Annotated in this window: 28 protein-coding genes and 1 pseudogene; 17 read left to right on the top strand and 12 right to left on the bottom strand. The window is 39.2% G+C overall.

From position 1 onward, the window contains the following. Positions 1-5: 5 nt before the first annotated feature. The gene (locus tag HLI_RS04185; RefSeq protein WP_128523306.1) at positions 6-977 is read left to right on the top strand and encodes an ATP-binding cassette domain-containing protein; all 972 of its coding nucleotides are present in this window, start codon (positions 6-8) and stop codon (positions 975-977) included. Position 978: 1 nt separating this feature from the next. Further along, entirely contained in the window at positions 979-1,809 is an 831-nt protein-coding gene (locus HLI_RS04180; RefSeq protein WP_128523305.1) for an ABC transporter permease, read from the top strand. Positions 1,810-1,983: 174 nt separating this feature from the next. On the opposite strand, the pseudogene HLI_RS04175 reads toward HLI_RS04180, so the two are convergent. The 4 genes and pseudogenes from HLI_RS04175 to HLI_RS21470 form a co-directional block, all read right to left on the bottom strand. Further along, positions 1,984-2,825: pseudogene (locus HLI_RS04175) on the bottom strand (DMT family transporter). 250 nt (positions 2,826-3,075) lie between these two features. Further along, complete coding sequence (locus tag HLI_RS04170; RefSeq protein WP_128523303.1) at positions 3,076-3,255, bottom strand: hypothetical protein; 180 nt, start codon at positions 3,253-3,255, stop codon at positions 3,076-3,078. A 242-nt stretch (positions 3,256-3,497) separates the two neighbouring features. Continuing rightward, positions 3,498-3,806 (bottom strand): hypothetical protein, encoded by a 309-nt coding sequence (locus tag HLI_RS04165; RefSeq protein ID WP_128523301.1) that lies wholly within the window; start codon positions 3,804-3,806, stop codon positions 3,498-3,500. A gap of 67 nt (positions 3,807-3,873) precedes the next feature. Next, entirely contained in the window at positions 3,874-4,017 is a 144-nt protein-coding gene (locus HLI_RS21470) for a hypothetical protein (protein WP_164908482.1), read from the bottom strand. A gap of 783 nt (positions 4,018-4,800) precedes the next feature. Here HLI_RS21470 and HLI_RS04160 point away from each other — a divergent pair. After that, entirely contained in the window at positions 4,801-5,340 is a 540-nt protein-coding gene (locus HLI_RS04160; protein ID WP_128523299.1) for a GNAT family N-acetyltransferase, read from the top strand. Positions 5,341-5,470: 130 nt separating this feature from the next. On the opposite strand, the gene HLI_RS21465 is transcribed toward HLI_RS04160, so the two are convergent. After that, positions 5,471-5,623 (bottom strand): hypothetical protein, encoded by a 153-nt coding sequence (locus HLI_RS21465; protein ID WP_164908481.1) that lies wholly within the window; start codon positions 5,621-5,623, stop codon positions 5,471-5,473. Between the two features lie 516 nt (positions 5,624-6,139). Here HLI_RS21465 and HLI_RS04155 point away from each other — a divergent pair. Then, the gene (locus HLI_RS04155) at positions 6,140-7,501 is read left to right on the top strand and encodes a DUF2254 domain-containing protein (protein ID WP_164908480.1); all 1,362 of its coding nucleotides are present in this window, start codon (positions 6,140-6,142) and stop codon (positions 7,499-7,501) included. A 118-nt stretch (positions 7,502-7,619) separates the two neighbouring features. On the opposite strand, the gene HLI_RS04150 is transcribed toward HLI_RS04155, so the two are convergent. Then, complete coding sequence (locus HLI_RS04150) at positions 7,620-9,527, bottom strand: LTA synthase family protein (protein WP_128523295.1); 1,908 nt, start codon at positions 9,525-9,527, stop codon at positions 7,620-7,622. A gap of 502 nt (positions 9,528-10,029) precedes the next feature. On the opposite strand from HLI_RS04150, the gene HLI_RS04145 reads away from it, so the two are divergent. From HLI_RS04145 to HLI_RS04130, 4 genes are all read left to right on the top strand, one after another. Continuing rightward, the gene (locus tag HLI_RS04145; protein ID WP_128523293.1) at positions 10,030-10,494 is read left to right on the top strand and encodes a DinB family protein; all 465 of its coding nucleotides are present in this window, start codon (positions 10,030-10,032) and stop codon (positions 10,492-10,494) included. 80 nt (positions 10,495-10,574) lie between these two features. Further along, positions 10,575-10,766, top strand: a complete 192-nt coding sequence (locus tag HLI_RS22200) for a hypothetical protein (RefSeq protein ID WP_347232258.1) — start codon at positions 10,575-10,577, stop codon at positions 10,764-10,766. Beyond that, complete coding sequence (locus HLI_RS04140; protein WP_347232273.1) at positions 10,739-11,086, top strand: GNAT family N-acetyltransferase; 348 nt, start codon at positions 10,739-10,741, stop codon at positions 11,084-11,086. Before HLI_RS22200 ends, HLI_RS04140 begins: the two co-directional genes overlap by 28 nt. Before the next feature lie 528 nt (positions 11,087-11,614). After that, entirely contained in the window at positions 11,615-12,256 is a 642-nt protein-coding gene (locus HLI_RS04130) for a Type 1 glutamine amidotransferase-like domain-containing protein (RefSeq protein ID WP_128523289.1), read from the top strand. Between the two features lie 138 nt (positions 12,257-12,394). Here HLI_RS04130 and HLI_RS04125 read toward each other — a convergent pair whose 3' ends face one another. Next, positions 12,395-13,273: an NAD(P)-dependent oxidoreductase gene (locus tag HLI_RS04125; RefSeq protein WP_128523287.1), complete on the bottom strand. Its 879-nt coding sequence runs from the start codon at positions 13,271-13,273 to the stop codon at positions 12,395-12,397. A 236-nt stretch (positions 13,274-13,509) separates the two neighbouring features. Further along, a complete protein-coding gene (locus HLI_RS04120) occupies positions 13,510-14,391 on the bottom strand; it encodes a GNAT family N-acetyltransferase (protein ID WP_128523285.1) in 882 nt (293 codons plus the stop codon). A gap of 198 nt (positions 14,392-14,589) precedes the next feature. On the opposite strand from HLI_RS04120, the gene HLI_RS04115 reads away from it, so the two are divergent. Further along, a complete protein-coding gene (locus tag HLI_RS04115; RefSeq protein WP_128526811.1) occupies positions 14,590-15,063 on the top strand; it encodes a VOC family protein in 474 nt (157 codons plus the stop codon). A 229-nt stretch (positions 15,064-15,292) separates the two neighbouring features. Here the strand turns inward: HLI_RS04115 and HLI_RS04110 are convergent, their stop codons facing one another. Continuing rightward, positions 15,293-15,727: a MarR family winged helix-turn-helix transcriptional regulator gene (locus HLI_RS04110; RefSeq protein ID WP_128523283.1), complete on the bottom strand. Its 435-nt coding sequence runs from the start codon at positions 15,725-15,727 to the stop codon at positions 15,293-15,295. Positions 15,728-15,935: 208 nt separating this feature from the next. Here HLI_RS04110 and HLI_RS04105 point away from each other — a divergent pair, with 208 nt between their 5' ends. The 4 genes from HLI_RS04105 (at position 15,936) to HLI_RS04090 (ending at position 20,115) form a co-directional block, all read left to right on the top strand. Then, positions 15,936-17,159, top strand: coding sequence for an MFS transporter (locus HLI_RS04105; RefSeq protein ID WP_128523281.1), 1,224 nt, complete (start codon positions 15,936-15,938; stop codon positions 17,157-17,159). A gap of 63 nt (positions 17,160-17,222) precedes the next feature. Continuing rightward, positions 17,223-19,049, top strand: a complete 1,827-nt coding sequence (gene asnB, locus HLI_RS04100) for an asparagine synthase (glutamine-hydrolyzing) (protein WP_128523280.1) — start codon at positions 17,223-17,225, stop codon at positions 19,047-19,049. Between the two features lie 214 nt (positions 19,050-19,263). Next, on the top strand, positions 19,264-19,704 hold the full coding sequence (locus tag HLI_RS04095; RefSeq protein WP_128523278.1) for an FtsW/RodA/SpoVE family cell cycle protein: 441 nt from the start codon (positions 19,264-19,266) through the stop codon (positions 19,702-19,704). Positions 19,705-19,899: 195 nt separating this feature from the next. Further along, positions 19,900-20,115, top strand: coding sequence for a hypothetical protein (locus HLI_RS04090; protein WP_128523276.1), 216 nt, complete (start codon positions 19,900-19,902; stop codon positions 20,113-20,115). A gap of 101 nt (positions 20,116-20,216) precedes the next feature. Here the strand turns inward: HLI_RS04090 and HLI_RS04085 are convergent, their stop codons facing one another. Next, positions 20,217-20,639 (bottom strand): VOC family protein, encoded by a 423-nt coding sequence (locus HLI_RS04085; RefSeq protein ID WP_128523274.1) that lies wholly within the window; start codon positions 20,637-20,639, stop codon positions 20,217-20,219. A gap of 304 nt (positions 20,640-20,943) precedes the next feature. Then, positions 20,944-22,980, bottom strand: coding sequence for a BMQ_0737 family morphogenetic spore coat protein (locus HLI_RS21965; RefSeq protein ID WP_241655932.1), 2,037 nt, complete (start codon positions 22,978-22,980; stop codon positions 20,944-20,946). Between the two features lie 215 nt (positions 22,981-23,195). On the opposite strand from HLI_RS21965, the gene HLI_RS04075 reads away from it, so the two are divergent. The 4 genes from HLI_RS04075 to HLI_RS04060 all read left to right on the top strand — a co-directional run bounded on the left by HLI_RS04075 (position 23,196) and on the right by HLI_RS04060 (position 25,294). Continuing rightward, positions 23,196-23,735: a DUF1572 family protein gene (locus HLI_RS04075; RefSeq protein ID WP_128523272.1), complete on the top strand. Its 540-nt coding sequence runs from the start codon at positions 23,196-23,198 to the stop codon at positions 23,733-23,735. A 223-nt stretch (positions 23,736-23,958) separates the two neighbouring features. Beyond that, positions 23,959-24,300 carry an ArsR/SmtB family transcription factor gene (locus tag HLI_RS04070; protein WP_128523270.1) on the top strand — a complete coding sequence of 114 codons (342 nt, stop codon included), beginning with the start codon at positions 23,959-23,961 and terminating at the stop codon, positions 24,298-24,300. 19 nt (positions 24,301-24,319) lie between these two features. Next, positions 24,320-24,817: an SRPBCC family protein gene (locus HLI_RS04065; protein ID WP_128523269.1), complete on the top strand. Its 498-nt coding sequence runs from the start codon at positions 24,320-24,322 to the stop codon at positions 24,815-24,817. A gap of 78 nt (positions 24,818-24,895) precedes the next feature. Beyond that, positions 24,896-25,294, top strand: a complete 399-nt coding sequence (locus HLI_RS04060; RefSeq protein ID WP_128523267.1) for a VOC family protein — start codon at positions 24,896-24,898, stop codon at positions 25,292-25,294. A gap of 804 nt (positions 25,295-26,098) precedes the next feature. On the opposite strand, the gene HLI_RS04055 is transcribed toward HLI_RS04060, so the two are convergent. Then, the gene (locus tag HLI_RS04055; RefSeq protein WP_128523265.1) at positions 26,099-26,296 is read right to left on the bottom strand and encodes a CsbD family protein; all 198 of its coding nucleotides are present in this window, start codon (positions 26,294-26,296) and stop codon (positions 26,099-26,101) included. Between the last annotated feature and the right edge of the window lie 21 nt (positions 26,297-26,317).

Here is a 26,317-nt window from a genome sequence, read left to right as displayed (position 1 = left end):
TGTCATTGGATACGATCATTGAGGTCAAAGGGCTGAAAAAGTATTATAAAGGCTTTGAAGCGGTCAAAGGCCTTGACCTGTCTGTCAATAAAGGAGAAATCTTCGGGTTTCTGGGTCCAAACGGTGCTGGGAAAAGTACAACGATTAATATGCTATCAACGATTGTTAAACCTTCAGAAGGTCATGCCCAAATCAATGGGTTTGATAATGTGAAGGAAAAAAATAAAGTGAGAGCAAGTATCGGGTTGATTTTTCAAGCTTCCACCTTAGATGAGAAACTGACTGCAAATGAAAACTTGAAGTTACACTGCAAGTTTTATGGTGTTAAGAAAAGTTTGCGGGAAGAGCGTATTCAAGAAGTCCTGGAGATTGTCGATTTAAAAGAGAATCGTTATAAAATCGTGGAAACTTTTTCTGGTGGTATGAAAAGAAGGTTGGAAATTGCACGCGGGTTGTTAAACTATCCCAAGGTATTGTTTCTTGATGAACCCACAGTAGGATTGGATCCGCAAACAAGAGCCCACCTCTGGGAGTATATCCTGAAATTAAAAGAGAAAGCAGGAATTACTATCTTCCTGACTACACACTCGATGGAGGAAGCGGAGATTTGTGATCGTGTGGCTATAATGAACCATGGTGAATTGATTGCTTTAGACACCCCTGAACAACTGAAGTCAAAAGTTGGGGGAGATATCATCCATGTGTCCACAGAGGATAACCAAGCAGCTAAATCCCTTATAGAAGAACGGTATGGGACGGAAGCTGCTGAAGATGGAGAAGGCATAAGCTTTCGTGTAGAGAATGGCAGTAAGTTGTTAGTGGACTTCGTGAAGCAATTTGATATTCCGATCAAAAGTGTCAATTTACGCCGGCCGACTTTGAATGATGTTTTCTTGCAGCTGGCTGGTAGAGAGATTGGTGAAGACACCGGTTCAGATAAAGACATGAATAAAAAACTCGCAAGAAAGGGGCGATAGTATGGAAGGGATCCTGGCGATTTGGCAGCGTGATGTCATCAAGTTCTTTCGTGACCGTCCGCGGATTCTGGGCTCATTTGCTATGCCGTTCATGTTTCTCATTTTATTTGGAAGCGGTATGAGTGGGGCAATGTCGTCCATGATGGGCGGCGCAAGCCCTGACAGTCCTCTTGCTGACTTTGATTTTGTCCAGTTTATGTTCCCGGGTATTATTGGTTTGACCGTGTTTACAACCGCAATTTTTTCTTCATTATCTGTTGTGCAAGATAAGGAATTCGGCTATATGAAGGAAATTCTGGTATCACCGATTTCACGTATATCGATTGCGATCGGGAAAGTGCTCGGTGGTAGTACGGTCGCGGTTATTCAAGGATTGATGATGCTGATATTCGTTCCATTTATCGGTGTCTCGATCTCTTTTCTCATGATTATCAAACTCATCCCTGTGATATTTTTAGTAGCTTTTACTTTATCATCCATCGGATTATTGATTGCGAGTACATTAAAGACATCCCAAGGCTTTCAAATGGTCGTACAGGTATTGATCTTTCCTATGCTGTTTTTATCAGGGGCTATGTTTCCATTGAACGGAATGCCGGCGTGGATGAATGTACTGGTGAAAATCAATCCCCTGACTTATTCGGTGGATATGTTTAAAAAAGTGATTCTCGAACCGGCGACCATGGCGCCTGCCTTAAGAGAAGCGATGGGATTGAATCTTACCATCTTCAATCAGCCGATTACCTTTGCAGGAGAACTGTTCGCAGTGGCCGGGGTAGGTGTAGTATTCGTCGTACTGGCGACGATGAAATTTTCAACAATGGAAGCCTGAAAGTTCCATTTAGAGTTAGCTCCACTTTCTCACTGATCAATAATGAAGGAAGGCACTTTAAAGTACAGTGCCTTCCTTTTTTTCTGGTGAATTATTATTTTTTTTCTGAGGAAATGCCGTTTCTTTAAAGTGGTTTTTGTAAATTTTATGAAGGTTTACTGGCCATGACATGTTTCATTCGGATTGCTTTACACTAAGGACGGTGATGGTAGAAAGGATGACCACCATGCCAAGGATTTGTATGAGGGTCAAATGATCTCCAAGAATCAGGACGCCGAATAATGAAGCTGTCACCGGCTCTACCATAGCGACCATCGAAGCAGTTGTCGGGGCAGTCGAACGAATACCAATCACATAGATGATAAATGAAATTCCTGCGCCTACGAGCCCTAATAGAACAAACCACCCTAAGTCGCTTGAGGTCACCACAGCACCTGCTTCACCCTTATCCATAAACAGAAAAAGGATGAGACAAAATGAAAAAAGGCGGTGGTTAACGTCGTCTGCGGCTTCCCGATAGAGGAGGCATTTTTAAATCCGAATATAAACAATGCATAGGAAAGACCAGCAGCAAGCCCTGCTGCCGCCCCTAGAAAGCTAACTGAAATCGATTCAGTGTTGTAGGCGCCTGTAAGCAGGATGATCCCCATAAGCACACCGAAAATGCATCCCCATTTAAACCAAGTCGAACGTTCTATCCGTAATAAAAAGGAGAATAAAAGAACGAAGACAGGTGCGGTGTACATTAAAGTAGCCGCAACTGCTATGCTTGATGCTTCGATACTTAGAAAGTAAAAAGTGAAATTTCCAGCAACACCGACGCCCGCTAATAGCGACCATATGTAAAGACGACCGGAAATGATCCAATTTTGTTTAATGCGAATGAGAAACCATGCCAAGAAACATACAAACCCAACAGCTCCTCGGTAAAACGAAATCACAATAGGATCCCAGCCCTTGGACATTAGAATATCAGCGATACCTCCACTGATCCCCCAGCATATAGCGGCCAGCATTACTAAACCTACCCCTGCAAATCTCCTCATCGTGTACCTCCTACTAATAGATGATCGTACAAATTTTTGATCATATGATTAGAAACCTGACATGACCGTAATAATCTAAAATGTAAATCGCTCCCCTCGACTGAATGATTTTGAAAAGATGTTCATGGTAATTCCTTAAATATCTCCTGACTAAACCAGAAAAAGGGATGTCTCTAAAAAATAAAAAATCAATAATCAATTTACTCAGCTGAAATATCGGTTAATTTTTATGTAGTCGCTTCATGATAGTTTGTAGGACGACTCTTACAATTAAGCCGGTCAAAAGGGTAAGGACAAGTACGATAACAATATTATCCGACAATTTCATTCCTAAAATGACACCTATGAAAAGGGCGATCCCTATGGCTATGCCTAATATGCTCCCTTCCTTTTGTTTCATGATTTACCTCCTTGAGGACCATAATGACTTATTTGACTTGGTGGAGTGAGAGTTACTTTATTCCTTACCCCGTTTTGGATATGAAACACGGGAGAGGTCTATATTGATACCAGCTCCCACAAGGCTGAAGGATTTAAACGTTGATTCTGCTTCCGATGTTTTTAATAGAGAAGGTATAATCAGGGGTTAAAGAAAAAATAAAGGTGGATATATTTTTCCATCCACCTTTTTGCTTTCGTTCGTTATTCCTTTTCGATAAGGGTTTCTACGTTTTTGTTCAATTTCTCCAACTCTGCTTTAATTCCGCTTAATTCGTTTTCTATTCCAGCAAATGTATGAGAAGCGGCTTGAGAGATATCTTCCACAATGCTTGATATATCAACCTCATTTGAGTCGCTCGCTACACCGGCCTTTGACAGTTTATCAAGTAATGTATCTTGATTCGTGAATTTTGAGGCAAGCTTCAGCAGACTGTCTAAATCTAAATCATTTGATTGGGAAGTGCTTTCTTCTTTTTGGTTTTTTCTATAAATATCATCAAAGTTAATCAAAGGAATGTCCCCTTTCCAGTTATAAGTTAAAGGGCTATGTTCCTAGCCATAGCCCTTTAAACTTTAGTTAGTTAATGGTTCCAAGAATTTCATTAATACAGTTGACAACAATTTGGCGTTGCTCACTTGATCCCAGTAGAACAGCTACCAAAAGCGCCAGCAAAAACAAGACAGCAATGAGCACAGCTACTAAATTTCTTAACAGATTCATCATTCTCCCTCCTTCATCACAGAGATTGTGTGTAGGAGACGTCTCTTACATAAATACTCTATGTGAATCTAGCAAATACGCTTGTACATTAGCCTTCATTAATAGAATTAAGTGATAAGTCTAATCCATATCAAGCTTGGGTGAGCAAAAACCAAGTCATTTAACCTGAGGATTTCTACCATATATTTGTTTAAGCAAATGGTTTTTAATCAAGTTTTTCAGTGTGGGGGATATCCATAGAAGAGTAAGTATCTTATAAATGACCATATATTGAGTTTTATCCATAAATTTGAAATAATTGCAATAATAATGCTGGGGAAGGGAATTTAACAACGGAGAAACTGATTTTTGGAAGTGAACCCGCTTTTCTGAAGCCTATATAAATCAAAATACCCTATTGAATCAGCTGAAAAATAGTGGGGAAAGTAGAGGAATTGGTGTAAGCAAAGGGGGAGGAGGGATAGTATCCGTTTGATAATCGGGAATGCCGGGCTCGCTATAATAACTGTTTTTTCCTTGACCTTGATAATGGATAGAAAACTGGTGGGAGCTGTTATCTTTTTAGCCCTTTGGTTTGTCTATGATTATATAAAATGGTTGCAGAATCGCACAAATATCGACCAGGAACATAAAAGAAAGGGCTTAATAAGTTATTTTGTTACAGGAATAGCTGCCTTTCTGATCTATTTCTTATAGTTGGGCATCAATCCTGATACAGGCCTTCAGCATAAGTGGATCTACATAAATTCCAGTACTAAAAAAGAGCATATAGGAAGTGAGTAAATGATAGAAGGAAAGATTAATATTGTCCCGTTAACAATAGAAAATATAGAAGATGTTAATGCTACAAATGATTATTTTACAGTTTTCGGGAGACTAATTCCAACTTTTAATGGCCGGATATGGACACACGAAGAAGAACTATTCAATGAAACTAAAGAAATAAAATTTCCTGATGACCATCTGAATTGGGAGGAATTTTTGGATAATGGAGATAAGACTCTTTTTTTTGCGTATATGAAAGGGAAATGTGTCGGACAGATCAGGATGATGAAAGCCCGGAACCGGTTTTGTTATATAGAGAATATCGCAGTGATAAAACAAGCGAGAAAACAGGGGGTTGGAACGGAACTGCTGAAAGTAGCAGAAAAATGGGCCAGGGAGCGTAATCTGGCAGGTCTATCTTTAGAAACGCAAAATGATAATTTGGGAGCGATCAGGTTTTACATTCGCCATGGTTTCGAGTTAGGAGGCGTGGATACGCATACCCATATGAAGAACCCGAACATTGATATCGCTTTATACTGGTATAAACCCTTATGAACCAAGAGGCTGGGACAAAATAATTTTCCCGCTAGTAAACCCGGACGAATTTCCGTTCGGGTTTTCTTTATGAAGCAATAAATACATACGCCGCTCCGGCAACATACTTGAGGCCACTGAAAAACACTTTTCAATCTAGAGGAACTGTTAAAGTTTGTTGTTGCTTCTCACGAATCGCTTGTCGGTGGATGCTTGCCGCGGGCACGGCCTCAGCTAACTTGGTCAAGAAGATCACTTGACCAAGTGGATCTTCGACTCGTGCTTTTCCCGCAGGCGTCACCACCGAACGCTCATCGTGGAATCAACGAATCCTATCTAAAAAGAGTGATTTTCTTTGATTTATATATGTCTCATCGAAGTAAAGAAGCCGAGTTGAACGATAAAATCGTCCTGCCCGGCCTTTTTTGATGCATAACTCAGAAAGTTGCAGTACTTCAGTAGCCTCAATATACTTCACTCTCAGCGGAGATGGCCATCTTCCGGGGGCTTTCTGCTCGTGCTGTTCCCGCAGGAGGCTACGCATGTTGCCTACGCTCCATGCCACCCAATTGTTCGTCTTTCCTGTAGACTCGATTTAATTCCCAGGATGTAAGTTTCAAACATATTATTAAGGGTGAATTATTGTGCTTTTTAGGCTCTGGTTTATGGTTCCTGGGAGATTCCTCCCTATTTTTTATCAAGATACTAAATTTTAGGTTAGTTTCCTTCTATCAAGGGAAGGAAATAGAAGATTTAAAATTCATAAGAATAGCATGGTGATCATATGGGGTTCTTTTACTATATAAAGAAATACTTTAAAATGTCGAGACGTCAACGGAAAAGTGAATTAAAGTCAACGCTTTGGTTTATGCCTTTTTGGTATATCGTTGGAGCCATCGGTTTATCCGTTTTCACCTTTTATCTTGATTATGTGGTCGATGTCAGCTTATACCTGCCAGCCGCTATCGGTTTCAGTGGTCAGACTCTGCAGGTGCTTTTGAGTGCACTTGTAGGAGGGGTACTGACTTTAAGCGCCTTTACAATTAACTCCCTGCTCGTGGCTCTGACGACGTTCAGCGGGCAGTTTTCTTCCAAAATGCTTGTAAACTTTGTCAGTGACCGAGCGACCCAGCACGTACTCGGTATTTTTAATGGCAGTTTCATTTATGTGCTCTTGAACTTCCTATACGTTACGCATGAAGAAGAGGAGTATATTGTTGCGACACCGGTCCTATCGATTCTGACAGCAATTACGGCAGCTGTGACCTTTATTTATTTCATTAATCATACAACCACTTGGATGCAGGTTCATAATATCAGCTTCAATATGAACACCAAGTCAAAATCAGTGCAGGCTTCTTTAGAAAAAGAATTAAAGCCTTATCATATTGAGAAAGAGATAGAGAGGGAATCCCTCCCCTCTGAGTCTGATGGAAAGGTTATAAAAACCAGCCAATCCGGTTATCTTCAAGTCGCTGACTTTTCAAGGCTTATTAAACAGGCGAACAGAGACGACAGCCTTCTCAGGTTCAATGTCAGGATCGGAGAGTTTGTTGTAGAAGGAACACCGCTGTTTACTTATTGGGAATATGGACAAACCATTAAGCCCGAACGCTACTTCAAATCCATTGAGATCGGGGTCAAACAAACAGAAATCCAAGATTTGGAGTATGGACTGAATAAGCTTGCCGAAGTGGCCATCAAGGCTTTAGGTCATAATGATCCGCTTACGGTTACGAATACGATACATCAAATCACTGATTTGTTGAAAAGCATTGGCCAATCTACCAATTTCTCTCCGTACCTTTTTGACAAGGAACAAGAGCTTCGTATCATCTTAAATCAAAAAGATTTTCGTTATTACCTTCATAAGGGATTCGCTTCCATCCGTGAGTATGCAAACCAGAACTCGACAGTAATGACAGAGCTTTTGACGATGGTGTCGCTGTTGAGTAAAACGATGGACAAAAAAGTCCACAACGATTTATGGGAATTTGCCCGCCAGACCATTTTAGGATTTGATAACTACAGCTTGTACGAAAATGACTGCCTGTTTATTTTAGAGCAATTATCCGAGCTCGCTAAAAACACAGGTAACCAGGATGACTACCTTTTCCTGCTTGAATACATGCTGCAGCGAGTCAGTTCGAAGAGTGCCTCCACGGTACCATCTTCCCTATAAGTTATTTAAAAACAGAAAAACTAGTAGAATAGTTCTCTACTTGTTCAGTGAAAGTACCCACTTATACCAAAAAAACACCTCCAAATTTGGAGGTGTTTTAATCTTATTGTCATCTTTATTAACTTTGGTTTCCTTTATTTGTACCTTCTTTTTGTTCACTATCTTTATAACGGAGCAGATCCCCATAAACAACTTTGTCGGAGTACTTCAGTTCTTTTTCCGCCTTTTCTTTCAGTGGTTTACAAGTTTTGAGATTGATTTTTTCTTGGGTCTCTTTATCATAGCATTTATTAGACTCAGCAGCGTAGATATACTGGTCTGTTACTACACTACCGTCTCTGAGAATAGTCATATTGGCACGGTTTTCAGCAAACAAGTCTGTTCCGAACTGAACGGCATTATTCTGTTCAATCCCCAGTAAATTCAGGATGGTAGGTTTTAAATCGATTTGTCCGCCTACTGTTTCCATTGTTTTGCCTTCCATACCAGGTATATGAATAATTAAAGGAACCTTTTGGAGTTGAATATGTTCAAAAGGACGAATTTCCTTATTTAGTATTTCACTCATGGCCCGGTTATGGTTCTCGGATATGCCATAATGATCGCCATATAACACAAAAATCGTATCTTTATATTCTCCTTGTTCTTTCATTAATTGGAAGAATTTTTTTATCGATTCGTCTTGATAGCGCATGGTTTGGAAATAACGATCTACGGATCCATCTCCAGTATTTGCTGGTTCAATCATTTTCATATCTTTATCGTTCAATAGATAAGGGTAATGGTTCGTCATTGTAATAAACTTCGCATAGTAGGGTTCTTCTAGTTTTTCTACCATTGGCATGGATTGTTTAAAGAATGGTATATCTTTCAATCCATAGTTTACAGTGTTTTCTTCTGTTATATTATACTCCTCTTGTGAATAAAAGTGCTCGTATCCAAGGGTTTTGTACATAATGTCCCGGTTCCAAAAGCTATCATTGTTGCCATGAAAGCTCACGGGAGTGTAACCTTCATCTTTCAGAATTTCAGGAGTTGCATTATATTCATTACTTTCATTGGTAGTGAAAACTGCTCCTCGTGGTAATCCATACAGAGAGTTATCAATAATAAATTCAGAATCTGATGTTTTACCTTGACCTGTATTATGATAGAAGTTGTTGAAGTAAAAGCTGTCTTCAATGAGATCATTTAAAAACGGTGTGACTTCTTTACCGTGCAACTTTTTGTTGATCACAAAGTTCTGAGTGGATTCTAAGGAAACTAATACCACATTTTTTCCTTTTGCTTTTCCGAAATATTCACCTTTTGCTCCCATTTTTCCTTGCTGAGAGTTTACATAGTTCAATACTTCAGTAAGTTCATTGCTGTCGGCAAGCACACGCCGTGTTGAAGATTTTACTGTCATGACACTATCGTAAATATGGTAATTATAGATTCCTAGTAATTTCACAAGTTTAGCACGGTCGAAAGTTCTTACCAAAAGCTGTGGACGTTCCGCCTCAGCTAAACTCAAATTGACAGCACCAAATCCAAGCGCGGCAGCGTAAATCATGGCAACTGTCCGTTTACGAAATTCCATAGCAGGTTGCGTTTTCTTTCGTAAAAGCCATATACCGAGAACTAATACATCGATCCAATAAAGCATATCCTTGGGATGCACTAATGACTTGGTGCTTCCTCCCAGATCCGTAAAGTTCTTATATTGCATAAGAACAGGCAATGTAATGAAATCATTGAAAAATCGGAAGTACACCACATTCGCATAAAGTACAAATGACATGATGAAATAAATTACAAGAAACGCTTTATTCCGTCGTTTAGGTGAAAAGAATAATGAGAACCCAAGGAAAAATAAAATGGAGCTTACAGGCGTTAATACCAAAATGAATTGCTGAAGTCCATTTTCAATATTTAATGTGAAAGCATTTTGAAGCGCGTAATAGGATTTTGCCCATAAGAACAGAACCGCTATTATAAAAAACAGCCATCCTTTATTTAATAATTTTTTACTTCCTATATTCATATCTATCCTCCTGCATTTCTCTTAAGTTTAAGAGTACAATTTAACAAATTAATGGCAGGAGGTAAACAAGGTTAATTAGATATTTAAGAACCTTTTGTGAATAATCCCAAACCATTAATCGCAAAGGCTCCTTCAAGTCCATTGAGTTCGACTCAAACAAAACAAAGTTGCCAAATGGACATCAAGGGTTCAGGTAATAATGATCCGCTTACGGTTACGAACACGATTCATCAGATTGCTTATTTAGTGAAAAGTGTTGGACAGTCTACGAATTTCTCTCCGTAACTTTCCGAACAGGAACAGAGCTTCACTCTCGAAATGAAACCTTCAAAAAAGGATGAATCCTCACACACGAGGATTCATCCTTTTTGTTTGAACAGTTATAGTTGGAGATTCAGTTTCTTGGTGACGCAGGATTAGTACACGAATTTCCAGAATGTATTTAGGGGTTGCTGCATTTAATTCTCAAAATAGTTATTTAGATAAGAGGGGGTGTGTGGGTTTGTTTGAGTCGAAAGATATTTTGACCGATCAATTGGCAGCGAATACAAATGAAAAGAGTTGGTACGTACCATTTTCAGAATCAGTAAAAAATCTGACCGAGGAAGAAGCTGTTTGGAAGCTCAATGAAGAATGTAATAGCATTGCTGAAATTGTACAACACTTGCTTTACTGGAATAAAACATGGCAGACAAGATATAAAGAATCAAGTGTTCATGCAGTACCAGCATTGGAAAATAATGATCGTACGTTTTTCGTAGAAGAAAATCAATCATTTGGTGAGCTTCATAAACAACTGTTAGAAACTATTATGTATTGGCAGGAAATATTAAGTGAAAAACAATTACAAAGCTCTGTGGAAGGGTTTTCTGATACAAAATGGTGGGAAGTGATAGCAAGTGTTTCTACCCACAACGCTTATCATATTGGTCAAATACTTTATATTAAAAAGATGCAAAGAATTTGAAATTGCCTTACTGATTAATATGGAGCTCATATCTGCTAAAGGCTATGCCTCAAATTGACTGAAATACGGGTGAAGATTATATGGAGATTACCATGGATAAATTAAAAATCGATGATGCACAGGATTTATTTGATTTTGAAAGCGAAAATAGAGCTTTTTTTGAAAAAATGGTACCAAGTCGTGGTGAAGATTATTATAACTTTGAAACGTTCATGGTAAGACATAACGTTTACTCGATGAACAAATTCAAGACTCGTCTTATTTTTATCTGATAAGGGGAAGAAATGGTGAAATCTTAGGAAGAATGAACGTCGTAGATATAGACCGATCTCAAAACCTGGCTCATATAGGTTATAGAGTGGGGGAAAAACATATTGGTCAAGGGATTGCACATCAAGCTTTACAAACTACACTGGAACGTTTAAGTAAGGAAGGTTTCACCGAACTTTTTGCGAAGACCACCAATCATAACATTGCTTCAGAAAAAGTTTTAGAAAAAAACGGTTTTAATAAGGTAGAAGTCAGTGAAGAAGAATTTGTAATGAATGAAGAGATCGTATGGTTTATTAGTTATCGTTGGGATATTACATGATTGTACAATCTACCAAGGATGACAAGAATACTAAAATTGGTTCTGAATTTTGATGGGACGATGGTTCAACATGTACCGTCGCTTCTTTACTGACTTGGCAGTGAATTTGATTAAGAGAAAATTTAAAATGAAATAATAAAGGTGGGACTATAACAGGTGAGAACGTTATTAGAACTGCTTCGTATCATACTCATATTCGGGCTTCTTGGGGGATTATGCTGGGCGATTATAGGAAACATTTATACAGTGAATAAAGCCGTTGAAAGCTATTCGTGGCTAGGAGCTTCAGCAATCCTGGTCATCCTTTTTGTATTATATAGAAACAAGTTTCAATTCTCTGGTTGGTATAAAGGGAAGGGTAGAAATAAATTGTCGAAAAAAGTTACCCTGTTACTCATTTTCACTTCATTCATATTAGGTATCTCCGTTTGTATTAGGTCCATTATTCAGCTAGGGAGGTTTCAGGAAATTCTTTTACGAGCTTATTAGAAGGTGGTTACTAAATAGGGAATTAGGAAGGAGGCAGATATGGGAAGTTTAATATTATCAGGGGGAGGAAGCGCTGAACAAAATGCCAGGGCGCACGAATTTTTAGTAGGGTCTATTGAAAAAGACAGACCGATTCTTTATATTCCCCTGGCAGGTGATCCGAATTATAGGTCCTACCACACAAGTGTTGACTATATAAAGAGTATTTTGGAACCATTAGGAGTTAAGGAAGTTACTATGTGGACCGATCTCAATGGCAGAACGATAAACGAATTGCAGTCCTTTTCAGCTATTTATTTTAGTGGCGGGAGCACTTTTACATTACTAAATGAGATAAAGAATAGTGGCTTCGATAAAATTTTAATCCGGTATTTAAAAGCTGGTGGAACCATTTACGGACAAAGTGCAGGTGCAATAATCTTCGGAAGTGATGTTTCTCACACACCTAAAGAGAAAGATTTGCCGGGATGTGAGCCTCTGAATCTTATACATAACAGTCGCTTATGGTGTCATTATGATAACGTTGAGGATGAATTACTTTGTGCGTACTCGGAAGACTCCAACACACCTTTTATCGCACTTCCGGATGGAGGAGCTATCCATGTTACTGAAACACAAAGTCAGGTAATCAGCAAAAAAGCTTATGTATTTAAAGGTGGTAAGAAAACAGAACTAATTTAGGTGGCTGCTACAAGACGGTGTCAGCGAACTGATAAATGATGAAAGCTGTACCACTAATTATAGGGTTCAGTTCATTGATGTTGTCAGTAATTATGGAGAAAGAGCACGTACATTGAGGCATGTACGTGCTTTTTTCTATCATGCCATCATTAATTTGTAATATTTAAGCAAGGCTTGTGTGCCATCATTCCCGCCTTCTTCTTCATTTAGTTTCTCATACAATTCTTTAGCAAGCTGTAACCCTGGTATGGGGATTTGCATTTGTTCGGCTGATTCAATAGCGATTTTCATGTCTTTTATAAAATGTTTAACATAAAAACCTGGGGCGAAATTCCCCTCAATCATTCTTGATCCCAGATTTGATAATGACCAGCTGCCGGCGGCTCCGAATTCGATGCTTTGGAGCACTGTTTTTGGATCAAGACCGGCTTTCTCGGCGTATAAAATCGCTTCTGTGACCCCGAGCATTCCGGAAGCAATAGCGATTTGGTTACACATTTTTGTATGCTGGCCTGCTCCGGATTCTCCTTGTAAGACGATGTTCTGACCCATCAATTCAAAAACAGGGTAGACCGATTGAAAAGGTTCCTCGTCTCCTCCGACCATAATGGTGAGAGCGGCATTTCGGGCACCGACATCACCACCGGAAACTGGTGCATCCAAAGCATGGATACCTTTTTCTTTGGCTTGTTTGTAGATGGTTTGTGCAAGTAGAGGTGACGAGGTCGTCATATCAATCACATAGCTGCCAGGCTTGGCATTCTCTAAAATGCCGTTTTCACCGAAATAGATGCTTTCCACATCGCTAGGGTAGCCGACGATGGTAATGATGATGTCAGAATCCTCTGCTAAGGCGGCGATAGATTCTTTCCATTTTGCTCCCTGATCCATCAATCCCAGCGCTTTTTCTTTGGTGCGTGTAAATAGATTCAACGTGTATCCTGCTTCCATTAAGTGGCGGGCCATACTTTTCCCCATAACGCCTGTGCCGACAAATCCAATTTTTTTACGATTCATTCGGATGTTCTCCCCTTGTATGTATTTGCCTCCATCCTATCATATCCTAGAGTGAATTTGGTTTTATATCTCTATATTATTATGACGGGACTCTTTAGACGAAAATGTTGTCAAATCAGTAGTGAAGGGGGACCCTATCAGAAGGCCAAGGTGCGAGATAATACAAATCCTTCGTGACATACATTTTCGGAAATTTTTTTCTGAAGAGTGTGAAGATTAGTAATAGACGATATTCTTTAAAATTCAGCAAAAATCGGCAATTTCAAATGATGTTCACTCAACTTCAAATCCCCTCTCACCATTAATTTATCAGGGGAGTCATACTCTACTATGTTAAATGCCATATTAAACTTATCGGGGTTGAAAAATAAATGGACTTCGTTGAAAGGTTCAGGTATTAAAGAGCATATCTGATCAAGAGTTGGCAAAGTATTACCTATGACATCAAATAATTCTAATTTGTTGTCCACTACCTCATACATGATTAACACATCTAAAGACGTTGAATGATAAACAAGTTTCCTTAAATGCGGATTATACATATTTAAATAAAATGGATGTACATAATCAACCGGATAAAATACAGAGGAACTAGGGACATTTTCTATGAAGAGTTTTTGAAGCCTATTTAGACCTTGAGAATCAAATACATCTATACCTTGCAAATCTCCACTAGGGGAGCCCGGATGTTTATATTTCTTAACATAGTAGAATTCGTTGATGGTACGGTAACCGAATTTTTTATAAAGGCTGGGTTCAGAGGTCACCAAAAATGATAAGTTGCAATTTTTATCTATTTCTTCTAAAGCCTTATCCATCAGTGTATTCATAAGACCTTTCTTTCTATGATGAGGATGGGTCATAACTGATTGAAAACCTGCAGCTTCATGAAGTTCACCATCCAATATGATTGAGAACACAAATGTGGATACATTCGCTACTGCGTAGTCCTCTGAAAAGAAAGAATAAGGTGTATAAGTTGGATCCCAAAATCCCCGTGAATAAAAATCTCTGAATGTTCCCTCGCTGATACCAAATACAGTATTAAATAATGGATACAAACTCTCCCGAAGTTTTTCATCTTTGGAATAATTAGACTTGTATTTATATTCGTTCATAATTGTCTCCTCCCATGCTTGTTAATTTGATGGTTGGATTGAATGTGTCGGCATAAGGAATCCTCCTTTTCATTATCAGTTGTATTATAATCGACTATTTGTAATAATCCAAATAGTTCCAGGTTACCACTATGTTTCTATCAGTGCGGCAGATTGGGTAATAAATGCATAAATTCATTGGAGGTATTGATATTGATATTGATTAAAGGTCTATACGAAGCACACTTACCAGTCAGTGATTTAAACAGATCGATTGAATTCTATGAAGGACTCGGTTTGGAGTTTGACCACAAAGTTGAGGATAGATTAGCATTTTTATGGATTATTAAAGACCAGAATTGGCTTGGATTATGGCAAACCGATAAAGTTGAGGTCGAGTACCATCCTTCCATTAGGCATATAGCTTTTGAGGTTTCATTAGAAGGACTGAAGCACTCTGTGACCTGGCTGACAAATAAAGGTTATACGCCTAGAGAGGCATTTGGCTTTGAACCATCTGAACCATTTGTGATGCCTAACCCGAATGGAGGTTTTGGCCATGCGAAAATCCACTTTAACGATCCGGATGGAAATAGTTTAGAGTTCATTTGCAAAGTAAGTAATCCTGCCGATTTGACAGAAAGAATGTACTTAAGTGAATGGGAAGAGTTAAGTGGATGGTCAAGAAAATGAGGAAGATTGAGGAGCATTGGAAAAAATCTAAGCGTTATCTTAAATGCCACTCCCTGTTAAGACTCTTCACTGTAATAATCTTTTCAATAGAAGTCACTCCTTTAGTGTTTTGCGGTTACTTTACATTAAAGGGAGTGACCTTTATTGCTTTTAATACAATTATTTTTTCTTCAAAAACCATATTACGGTAAAAAGAATGCCTGTACCCAATTTCTATACAATGATTTCATTACTTTAAATTCATTGTACGATTTACGGTTTGATTGTACTTTTGCAGCAGAAGACCAAATTTTTCTTTCTCTTCTTCCGACCATTCCTCAAGAACGCCTGCCAGCCGTTGGTACCTGCGTTGTTTGTTTTCTTCTAATTCCTTTGAACCAAGTTCAGTAATTTGATAGAAGTAAGCTCTTCTGTCCTCAGGGTTAGGTACTTTCTCTACATAATTTTTTTCTACTAAAGCTGCTGCCTGACGGCTGATGGTCGATATATCCAAGTGGAGATCAGCGGCCAATGCTTTGACCCCTGCAGGTCCATAAGATGATAACTGGCGTAATAAAATATAGGCAGAACGATCGAGACTGTCGCGGTGTTTTTCCGTTAAAACGATACGACGAATGAAATCGGTCACCTGCTGTTCAATTAATTCAAGAGATTTGTCACTCATACTTTCACCTCACATGTAAAAATCTTTCTTATTTGATGATACCATCAAATATTCTCATTGACATATATGCTTATTTAGTTGTATCATACAATAATTAAGTTGTAACATACAACTATATGTATTCATGCGGATGGGCAGGGAATTTATTTGAACCATCAGGCAGAAATAAGTCTGTCAGTGAAATTCTATAAGAAGGAGGAATTGGTCCATGGAAACACAACATAACCGGGTTCCGGACATCTCGATTGCAGAAGACCCTGGTATCCTGAAGCAGCCAAAAGCGGTTTGGGCTGTATTTTTTGCTTGTATTATTGCTTTTATGGGGCTCGGACTGGTCGATCCGATTTTACCAGCTATTGCCAAACAGCTGGATGCTGATCCAAGCGAGGTCACCTTGCTCTTCACTAGTTATAACGCCGTGATGGCTGTAGCTATGCTTGTCACCGGCTTTATCACATCCAGGATCGGCATGAAGCGTACATTACTCTCAGGTATTGTAATTATTGCTTTATTCTCTGCGCTTGGCGGTTTTTCAAATGGAATTTGGGAGCTTGTTTTCCTTCGCGGCGGATGGGGACTGGGAAATGCCCTGTTCGTAGCTACAGCCTTAACAGCAATAGTTACGTTATCAAATAGTGGAAATGCAAAAGCTATCATTCTATATGAAGCGGCGATTGGATTAGGAATTTCCGTCGGTCCTTTGATTGGAGGATCGTTAGGCGCCATTGTATGGAGAGGACCATTCTTCGGGGTTGCAGGGCTGATGGTCATTGCTTTTATAGGGTTGATCGTTTTGATGCCAAAAACGAATACAGGACGGGTTACGACAAAAAGAACGTCGTTGGCCGATCCCTTCCGAGCTTTAAAACATCGTTCCCTGCTCGTGTTAGGCCTCACAGCTGCGCTATATAATTTCGGATTCTTTACACTGCTTGCTTACTCTCCATTTGTTTTAGGACTGAATGAACATGGGTTAGGTTTCGTCTTTCTTGGATGGGGGGGTCTTTTGGCGGTTACTTCCGTATATATGGCTCCAAAACTACAACAGTGGTTTGGGACAGTTTCATCTATGTGTATGATGCTTTTTATATTTTCACTCGTGCTGTTTGCAATGGGGATGTGGACATCCACACAGTGGGTGGTCATTGCAGCCGTTATCTTTGCTGGTGCCCTTCTCGGAAATATCAATACTTTAATTACAACAGCGGTCATGAATGCAAGCCCTGTGGAACGATCGACAGCATCAGCCGCTTATAGTTTTCTGCGCTTCCTAGGAGGCGCCATTGCTCCGTTCATGGCAGGCAAACTCTCGGAGATTTACACTCCGAGCCTCCCGTTCCTTGTCGGCGGAGGCGTAGTATTTTTATCAGTGGTGTTTATCATTTTCAACAACGGCCATATCCAGCATGTGGACAAAGCAGAAGCTCACTAAAAGGATTGCAGGTTAATGGGAAAACTGAATCATTCATTATCTTAAGAAAGAGGGTTTTACATCATGTGTGGAATTACAGGTTGGGTGTCCTGGACAAAGAGTTTAAGTGAACAATCGCCCGTTTTGGAAAATATGACGAATACGATTACCCATCGGGGGCCGGATAGCATTGGTACATGGTTATCTGAGTCTGCAGCTCTGGGGCATCGGCGGTTAATCGTTATAGATCCAGAAGGCGGAAAACAACCAATGGTCTATTATGAAGGTCCATATGCCATTACTTTGAGCTACAATGGAGAGATTTATAATTTTAAAGAATTAAGAGAAGACTTAATTCACAATGGCCATCATTTTAAGAGCTCCTCTGATACTGAAGTTCTCCTCCATGCTTATTTGGAATGGGGAGAAGCATGTATAGAACGGTTGAACGGTATTTATGCCTTTGCTGTTTGGGATGAACGTATAGAGCAATTGATGTTGGGAAGAGACCACCTTGGGGTGAAGCCTCTGTACTTTGCTAATCGGGACAATGACATTATTTTCGGCTCTGAGTTGAAAGCCATGTTTGCTCATCCACAGGTGGACCCGGTTATTGATAAGGACGGGCTGTCAGAAATATTTGGACTCGGACCGATTCGGACACCTGGTCAAGGTGTTTTCAAAGACATTGAAGAAGTGCGGGCGGGCCACTATGTGACGTTTAGAAAAGAAGGGCGGAAAGAAGAACAATACTGGACATTAAAGAGCCATCCCCATCCTGATGACCTTGATACAACGGTTTCTACCATCCGTTCGTATTTGGAAGACACCGTCACTGCGCAGCTTGTGGCCGATCGACCTGTAGTCTCTATGCTTTCTGGTGGATTAGATTCCAGTGGTTTGACGGCTATAGCTGGAAAAGATTTTTCTAAAGAGGGTAAAAAGCTGGCCACGTATTCCATTGACTTTGAGAATAACGAAAAGGACTTTGAAAAAGACTTTTTACGCGTGGATTTGGATGAGCCCTGGGCAGAAAAAGTTTCGAAACATGTAGGAACTGAACATAAGTCAATTGTTTTGGATGCTGATGAGCTTGCAGAAAATCTGCTGGTGCCGATGAGAGCCCGGGATCTTCCAGGTGTGGGAGAGATTGAAACATCTCTCTATCTGCTTTTTAAAGAAATGGAGAAAGAGGCAACTGTCGCCTTATCCGGCGAATCCGCTGATGAAGTGTTCTCAGGATACCCGTGGTTTCACCAGGATGAGTTTTTAGAAGCGGATATTTTTCCGTGGTTGTTGAATATGAGAGGCATGAGCTCTATCTTATCAGAGCAACTTAAAGAAAAGCTTGACCTTCCATCTTATCAAAAAGAACGCTACCAGGAGGCATTAGACGAAGTCCCGGTTTTGGAAGGAGAATCGGACCTTCAAGCTAAACAAAGACGAATGTCTTATATGTTCATCACTCGTTTTCTTCCATTTATGCTTGACCGTAAAGATCGGGCCAGTATGATGACAGGGTTCGAGGTTCGGGTTCCTTTCTGTGACTATAGACTTGTCGAGTATTTATGGAACGTTCCGATTGAAATGAAAAATATTGATGGAATTGAAAAAGGGATATTAAGACGGGCGTTTGAAGGTTATCTGCCGGAGGACGTGCGCTATCGCAAGAAAAGTGCATATCCAAGCACAAAGGATCAAAAATATCTAGAAAGAGTCAGCCAATGGATGCTGCAGATATTAGATGATCCCACTTCCCCGATTCTTCCTTTTATTGATGTAGAAAAGGTTCGGAGTATCACTGAAGGTAAAAGCGAATCAATACATGCTTCCAGTGCCAAAGGATTGTTGGATTACCTTATTCAAGTAAACGCATGGCTTAAGGAATATGACATTAAGGTAATTTTATAAGAGGTGGACTCCTTAAAGGGAGAAGTATCTTTTTAAAAGCACAGCACTTAATTGGAAATGTCCTTGAAAAAGGGTAGATTTCAATTAATGTTGTGTTTTTTTATTTTCTCTAAAACTATTTTATTGACTGGATCGTTAAATAATATAGGAGGGGAAGACGTGGCAGAATCAATTGAGAAGTATATCGATATCCAAGATAATGAACAGGCTATAAATGAAATCATGGAAAGTTACGGTCAATCCGTTCTTCAGTCACTCTTCTGCTGGATGGACGGGAAACTTCGGCGCTGAGAATCCTCTTTCTTCAGGACATACAGATTTTGTGTTAGTCAGTGTAACGTATCAATTTGGATGGATTGTCTCAATCATCATAACTTTAGTTCTCCTGCTGTTAATGCTTCGGGTCGCTCTCGTAAATATAAAGGTAAAAGATTCCTATGGAAGAATGGTTGTAACTGGAGGATTAGCATTTTACTCCGTCCAGCTACTGTATCACTTAATGATGTCACTTGGACTGTTGCCAGTTATGTCTTTTTCTTTACCATTTTTAAGCTATGGTCTTTATCCAACCGTGTTGAATGCAATCGTGTTTGGCTTAATATTAAGTGTTTACAGAAAGAAAGATTTGGCAGGGATGACCTCTCCTGCTAATTAATTAGGGACAATTCCCTCAACACCCCCTAATATCCAGGCGATTATCGATTAGAGATAATCGCTTTTTTCGAGCTTGAACATTACAAGTGTCGTGACGAGTTCGATTTCCCTTATCATTCTGAACATCAGTGAATCTGAAACTAAAATAGCTGAGATTCGTATAAGTGGAAGAGAGCGGTCAAGGGGGAATTTGATTATGGAAAGACCGGAGAAAGTTAAGTTGAGTGATGAAAAGTTTCATTATGTTATTGCAGTAGTGGCACTGAGTTCTTGGTTATTGCACTTTGTTTTTAATCAGGATTTATATGAGAGAGAAGAAATATACGCCGGCATATCTTTTATCTGTATAACTGTCCCTTTATATGTGACCTGTGTATTCGCGTATTACCATTTAAATGTCATCAATACATAAGCATGGTAAATTCCTACGGGATATGAGGGTTTGAGAAACAGAGGTTTAGTGGCTAATTATGCGAACTGAATCAGGCTGGAGTATACCAACCTGATTCGACCTTATTCTACGTCATCCCATTCAGGATTCCATACAACTTCCCACAGATGACCATCTGGATCTTGAAAGTGACCGGAATATCCTCCCCAGAATGTATCGTGTGCAGGATCAGTGATGTAAGCACCTGCCCTTTTAGCTTTATCCATAACCTCATCTACCTCTGCCTTGTTATTAACATTGTGACCGAGAGTAAACTCTGTAGGACTTGGGCTGCTGACATTCACTTTAGTTTCATGTGCAATATCTTTTCGATTCCAAATAGCAAGTTTCAAGCCAGGCTGCAAATCAAAAAATGCTACAGCACCGTGGTCAAACTCTTCACCAACAATACCATCAGTAGGAAATCCTAAACCATCACGATAAAAAAGTAATGATTCTTCAAGGTTGTTTACTCCAATAGTAATTACAGAAACTCTTGGTTTCATCAAAAATCACCTCTTGTTTATGATGAAGTAATTTTAGCACAACGATACACCGCTTGAAAATTTCACGCTAGTTTATAAGAGCATATAGCAAGTTACACCAAGTGGGTATATGTAACAACTTGGAGACATCCCCATACGAAGAGTATTTTCCAACTAAAAATTACATTAAACTATATTAGAGAAGTGCGTTTGAAGTTTGATTATCTTGAAACTGAGTCTTAAAGAAAAGGGCAGGTTTGTGGAAGACTCAGTTTCGAGATAATATTAGGAATTAATTTATACACTACGCTAATGGGGGATTCCATTAAGGTACATCAGTACAGTCTCCAATAAACGTAACTGGATTTATATTTGCAGTGAAAGTGGTAGAAAAAGTGTTTCCATGGAAGTCTGTTGCGTTGACGGTCCATACCGCTAATCCTCCTGCAGTCCCACGAGTAATGGTCACTTCATAGATACCTGTCGGGAGAACATTTCCTGTAGCCCGAGCTGTTCCTCGTACTCGTGCAAACGTGTTACCTTCACACTCAATTTCTATTCTACGGCCTGCAATAAAGTTGATCGTGCTCCCACCACCGCCAAATGAGACATTAAAGTTATCGGAAGCAGGGTTACACATTGGCGCAGCAGTGAAACATTGTACCGCTGTTACATTGATGGTTCCTGTTAAAGTTGTGGCCATCCCACCAGTCATAATATCAACCGATGCTGGCGCGGCGCCTCCTTCGACTCCAATTCTAAACTTACATGGGCACTCAACGGCAGGACATTCGACTTGCACCCCAATAGTCGTAGTAACAGTTTGCCCACCGGTCATAGTGGTTGCTGTAATAGAGGTTGAAAGAAGTGCTGTTCCTTCTGGAATCGTTAAAGTTGTGGAGAATGACCCATCTGCTAAAGTGGTTGCTGGGTTAGGATCAAAGGTTCCTACTGTTGGGAAGATAGAAAATTCAATCATTGCTCCTTCAACTGGAGAACCCTCACATGTTAATAACCCTGTAATTTCGCCATCACAAGTAATTAGTGCATCGGCATTCAATGTTAAATTACATTCAGATTCGCACGATACATTGACTGTAATAGTTTCTGTTAAAAATTCACCATTAACGGTGGCAGAGGCTGTAATTTCTACATCTGTGGGGGGCGTCCCAGTAGGAACAACTACTCCGGAGAAATAGTTACCATTTTCCCCCGTAATTGTAGGGTTAGGGTTAAAGGTGACAATGGCTGGGTTTGCCGTCAAAGTAACTTCAACCCCTGGAATAAAGGTGTTACCACACCTTACTCTTCCTGAAACTATATCATTACAGTCAATGGTTTCCGGTCCAAATAAGAACAGAATACATGGATCTGCTAAACATCGAGCAATGGTTGGCAGAGTAGTTGATAAAAACTCTCCACTAGTCGTTGTGGAAGCTGTGATTTCTATAGGAGTTGGGTTTGTTCCTTCAGGAACTGTTACAACGGTTGTAAAGTGGCCATTTGCATCTGTAACTGCTGGATCGGGAGAAAAGGAAACTATGTCAGGTGTGGAAGAAAAATTAATTAAAGCCCCTTCGACTCGTTCACCATTGCACTCAAGCGTCCCGGTAAGTGTCCTTTCACAAATCGTTACTGCAGGGACAAAAAAGTTTAGGGTACAAATATTACAAATAAATGGGGCATCATTGGCATTTTTTCGAAGTTGGATGTTAGATTGTTGGGTAATCCAATCGTATACTTTTTCAGTATTTACGCATAAATTTTCTAACTGATTAGGATGTATTCCCTCTGTTCCCTTGTTGGGGTAGTGCAGTTTAGGTAAATCAGTTCTTGTTTGATTAAGGGATAAGCCACATTGAGGAGGAGCAAACTGCTTGGTGATACAACGTTCAATGGAGAACTGTTCTCTTGGATTGCAGGCTTCTCCAGAAATCTCAATAATGGCATCAGCGACTACTTGAACATCAAGACAAATATCCAAGAATATCTCCACAGATTGGTAAAATCCATTTTGGCAATTGATACATGCAGTACATTGGAAATTACGAACTTTACAAACGATGTCTGTACCATCAGGAGCACAAAGGAGCGCATTTTCTATTGTACAGAATGGTATAGGGTCTGATATGCATTCTTCCGAGTCGTTTTTTACTTGAACAACGATAAATCCTGTCTTTTTAATAGATACTTTTTGTAAAGTTACCTTTTGGCCATTGGGAAGAGTGACTTCAACATCTTCTCTTCCATTTATGGGTGTACACGTAATTCCTGATTGACCAATAGGTGTTCCTGATGAATCAGATAAAAAACAGCTGACCACACCTCCATTTGCTAATAATCTACATAACTCTGGATTCAAAGGAATCCCTCCTTCTTAGTGTTCTAAGACATATTATGAAGGAATTAAGTAAAATGACTGGGATTTAAGATCTCAAGAATAGAGAGAATTAATCAAGTAGAGACTAAATTAATTATAATGGGATTTCACTGGGGATACCTTGAATTCGAGTCTTCCTGTATTGGGGGCTTTACTGAAACAAGGTGTTCTACAGTTAGCTTAAAAGGAGGGGGCAGATGTTGGTTGGAAAAGAATATTTGAGGGTAGTATTAGAAAGATTTAATAGTTTAAAAAGCCTTGGAGATAGATCATTAAACCAATTATCTGAAAACGAAATCCATTGGAAATATAATGATGAGTCCAACAGTGTAGCAATAATAGTAAAACATTTGAGTGGCAATATGGTTTCTAGATGGAGTGATTTTTTAACTTCAGATGGAGAGAAAGAGTATAGAAAACGTGATGAAGAATTTATTGATGATATAGAGACGAAAGCTGAGTTAATTACTGTTTGGGAAAATGGTTGGAAAGTACTGCTTGAGTCAATAAACGAATTAAGTGAGCAGGATTTATTAAATACAATATATATTCGTGGAGAAAGTCATTTGGTTCTAGAAGCTATTGAAAGGCAAATGGCACATTACGCCTATCATACCGGACAAATTGTCTACGTTAGCAAACAATTAAAAGATAACGATTGGAATAGTCTCAGTATACCAAAAGGGAAGTCTAAAGAATATTTAGAAGAAATGCTTAATAAGCACCAGGAAAAATAGGTTGAGATTGTAATAAGTAACCAAGAGTTAGCTAGAAATCTGCTTCAACATATCTTGAAGTCAAGTCTTTCGTTAACGGGGGCATTTCTTCAATATCAGTTAAGCTCCCTTAACATGGGTATCTAGGGTGGAAGTGGCTCTACTATAAAGAGGTACACATTTTTATCAACAATATTAAACCAACTAGTTTACTATTTGTAGTGGTAAGTATATAATTAACCACATGGTTGAACATAATAACGAAAACTTAGACGACATTTTTCATGCGCTCGCTGATGAAACTCGAAGAGAAATGGTACGACTTGTTTCAGAGAAAGAACGGACAGTTTCTGAGATGGCTGCACCTTTCGATATGTCTTTAGCTGCGGCATCCAAACACATTAAGGTATTAGAAAAAGCAAATTTAATCCAACGAACCGTTGAAGGGAGGACCCATACCTGTCGTCTCGAAGCCGAAACACTGGCACTTGCTTCTCAGTGGTTGAGCGTGTACGAGAAATTTTGGAGTAAACGTTTTGATCTTCTGGAAAGTGAGCTTTTGCAAGAGGAGAAGAAAAAACACTAATTCTCGAAAGGGGTATTTCATGGACAACATTTCAACGACATCATTAAAAATGAAAAGAGAATTCAATGTGAAACCTGAGAGGGTTTTTGACGCATGGTTGAATCCTGAAATGATGAAAAAGTGGTTATTTACACTGGAAGGGACAAATAAGGTCGCTCAGAATAACTCACAGGTAGGAGGGACCTGGGAGATTGTGGACCATAGAGGAGGAAAAGATTACAGAGCGTTAGGAGAATACCTAGAAATCGACCCTCCCAATAAGTTGGTATTCACTTTTAAAATGCCTCAGTTTAGCGAGTTAGAAGATACAATTACTGTGGAGATAACAGAGGGTGCTGCAGGCTGTGAAATGATCTTTACACATCTCATACACGTCGATTCTGAAGAAAACTGGACCAAAACGGATTTGGAAAAAGCTCTTGGGGAGTCTCACGACCAAACTGAACATGGCTGGAATTTAATGTTCATGGGGCTTAAAGAGTTGGTTGAGACAGGAAAAATGAGCTACAAAGGGTAAAAATTGCTTGAGTAATTAAAAGTATTTCAACAAACATGGAAAAAACAATAAAATTTATATAAAGAAAGGAATTTAAATATGAAAAACATAACACCATTTTTAATGTTTCAAGGCGGTAATGCAGAAGAAGCTATGAAATACTACACATCGCTCATTGAGGATTCAGAAATTAAAAGCATTACTCGATACGGGGCAGAAGGACCAGGTGAAGAAGGTACAATTATGCAAGCTTTATTCTCCTTAAAAGGACAGGAGTTTATGTGTATTGACAGCCATGTTGACCATGATTTTACGTTTACTCCGTCTTTTTCTATATTTGTTACGTGTGATACCGAAGAGGAAATCGACAGCCTTTATAATAAAATGATAGAAAATGGCACAGCACTCATGCCTATGGATAACTATGGGTTCAGCAAAAAATTCGGATGGTTGAACGATCAGTTTGGTATATCCTGGCAGTTAAATTTACCAGAGTAATCTGAAGAGGGATTATCTTTTAGAAATACCTTTCTTTATTCTGTATCTAGGTGTTTTTGTATTTATATATTATCTTGAAACCAAGTCTTAAAGAAATGGGGCGATTATTCAATAAGAATAGTCGTCTTTTTTACTTAGAATTATTCATCTGATGTTCAACAATTTACTAAATTGTCCTCCTTTGAAGGTGCCATAGATGTGGAAAATTACAACTGGTCATCCCTTTAGTTTCTTTAGTGCTTTCTTGATGTCTATATTGTTTTAAATAGCTTATCTAAAAACTGGTAAAATATATGTTTCTATGATCTTACACTCTTTTGGGAATCTTCTCGCATTAATGAATGAACTCTATCTTTCACCTATGCTATGGAGAGTGAGGATACCCAATCATTACCTACCCAAATGGATTTGATCGTAATAATTATAATTGCTGCTATATTGCTTATTGCAACGGTGTTTGGATTAGCCAAACTTTATCCCAGGGAAAAAGGATACCATCTTCAACCAAAGGAGAGTTTTTCTGGAGAAATGAAAAATGAAGTCTAAAACACATTTCTAAGTCCAATTTATCTTGAAACCGAGTCATACATAAACGGGGGCGATTCTTAATTAGTGAAATCTGCATCTTCTCACTGTCTAGGGTAGATTTATTGAAGACTTGTAAAGAGGACGGGAGGAAGGGTGATACGTTGACTATGCTAAAAATTATAGGACTACTAAATTGCTCCCCTCTAAGTAAAGCAGATGATTTATTTCATCTGTCTACTTAAAAGGGAGCATACCATTTTTGGGACAGCCGCTTTATCAATGCTGCTTATTTTCCTCGTCCTGCATCTTGGCGTCGCCGGCTTTGTTCTGTGCTTCACCTTTTATTTTATCTTTCTTGGCGTCGGTCTGCATTTTCGGATCGTCCTTAGCATTGCCTGCCTGATCCTTTGCTTCACCCTTTACTTTATTAACAGCGCCCTTTACTTTATCGCTGAAGCCTTTTTTATCTGCCATAAATAAATACCTCCTTTGTTA

Source organism: Halobacillus litoralis, assembly GCF_004101865.1.
In the GTDB taxonomy this organism is placed as follows: Bacteria; Bacillota; Bacilli; order Bacillales; family Halobacillaceae; genus Halobacillus; species Halobacillus litoralis_A.
The sequence above is the reverse complement of the archived record's forward strand: the minus strand, read 5'-3'. Positions and strand labels throughout refer to the sequence as shown.